The 1,894-nt window shown below is 68.2% G+C and carries 1 protein-coding gene; it reads left to right on the plus strand.

Annotation, left to right across the window (positions count from 1 at the left end; translation table 11 throughout):
* On the plus strand, positions 1-1,894 hold a 1,894-nt coding region (locus NS355_RS17460), incomplete at both ends, for a TonB-dependent receptor domain-containing protein (protein ID WP_058746841.1).

Raw genomic sequence — 1,894 nt, forward strand, 5'->3', positions numbered from 1 at the left:
CCCCCGAAGTCACCGTCACCGGCAAGCGTATCCCCGGATCGGTCATCGGCGCGGTCGAACCGGTCGCGGTGCTGGATGCCCAGGCGCTCGAGGCGCTGGGCGCGACGAACCTGGCCGACCTGCTGAAGAAGGTGAAGGCGCTGACCAGTTCCTCGGGCGGGGGCGAGCCGGTGATGCTGCTCAACGGGCGGCGCGTTTCGGGTTTCGCCGAGTTCCAGTCGCTGCCCTATGAGGCGATGGAGCGGATCGAGGTGCTGCCCGAACAGGAGGCGGCACGCTTCGGCTATCCGCCCAATGTGCGGGTGATGAATTTCATCACCAAGAAGAAATTCCGCGCGGTGACGGCGTTCGAGATGCCCGGCATCACGCCCGAGGGCGGGGGCGGCACCAACTATGCCGAAGTCACCTCGGCCCGGATCGACGGGCCGCGCCGCCTGACCTTCAACGTATCGCATCTGCGCCAGGACCCGGTGCTCCAGAGCCAGCGCGACATCGTGCCCGACCCCGACACGCTGTTCGCGACCACCGGCAATGTGACCGGCGTGAACGGTGCCAGTCTGGACCCCCGGCTCGATGCGCTGGCGGGTCGAGGCGTCACGCTGGCGGCCGTGCCGATCGATCCGGCCGCGCGACGGACGCTTTCGGCTTACGCAAACAGCCCGGCCGGGGTTACCGATCTCGGCCCCTATCGCACGCTCCAGCCGCTCACCGATACCATCCATAGCGAAGCGAGCATCGCCTCGCCGCTGACCAAGAGCGTGTCGGGGTCGCTGATGGTGTCGATGGAGGCGATCCGGACCAGGGGGCTGAACGGCCTTGCCCCCGCGCTGCTGCGCGTGCCCGGTGGGCTGGGGAATTTCCCCTTCGCCAACGACACGCTCCTCTATCGCTATCTGCCCGACAGCGTATTGCATCAGCGGACGACCAGCATGGCGCTGCACGCCGGGGGCACGCTGACCGGCGATGTCCGCCGCTGGAGCTGGGCGATCACCGGCAATTACGATCGGATGGTCTCGCGCAGCACATCCGAGATCGACGTGCCGCTGGGCGCGCTTCAGGCGTCGATCGACGCGGGCGGCGACCCGATGGCCGCGATCGATCCCGTCACCGCCGCGCGGCGGGATATCAACCGCAGCCGGGCGGTGTCGGACACGATCGGGGTCAAGGCGACCGCCAACGGCCCCCTTGTCCGCCTGCCCGCGGGCGAGGCGATGCTGACCGTCACCACCGATTATTCGCGGATCGACAGCGACGCGCGCACCAACCTGTCCCTCCCCACCGACGGGATCGGGCGGACGATGCGCGGGGCGAGCGTCAACGCCAATGTGCCGATCGCCTCGGCGCGCGAAGGCTCACTGGGTTTTCTGGGCGAGATGCAGCTGAACGCCTTGCTGGGCGTGTCGCAGGTCTCCGATTTCGGGCGGCTCCGCACCTCGAATCTGGGGCTGAACTGGACCCCCTTCCGCCCTGTCCAGCTCAACGCCTCGATCAACATCGCACAGACCGCGCCCGCGGTGACGCAGCTGGTCGCGCCGGTGGTGGCGACGCCGAACACGCCCTTTTTCGACTATGTCACCGGGCGCAGCACACTGGTGACCACCATCTTCGGGGGCAATCCCGACCTGGCGCCGGAAAAGCGGCGCGTCACGACGCTGGGCATTGCGGTCCAGCCGATTAAGGACAAGGAGATCCGGCTCAGCACCGATTATGTCGACACGCGGATCGACAACCAGGCCGCCTCGCTGGGCGGGGCGACCCTGGCGTTCCAGCGCGTCTTTCCCGACCTGTTCGTGCGCGATACGCTCGGCCAGCTGGTCAGCGTCGACCTGCGCCCGGTCAACCTGGCCTATGAGCGCGAGCGCAAGCTGCGCATGACGCTCGACGCGCAGGTGCA

Source organism: Sphingomonas yabuuchiae (assembly GCF_001477495.1).
GTDB classification, from domain to species: Bacteria; Pseudomonadota; Alphaproteobacteria; order Sphingomonadales; family Sphingomonadaceae; genus Sphingomonas; species Sphingomonas yabuuchiae_A.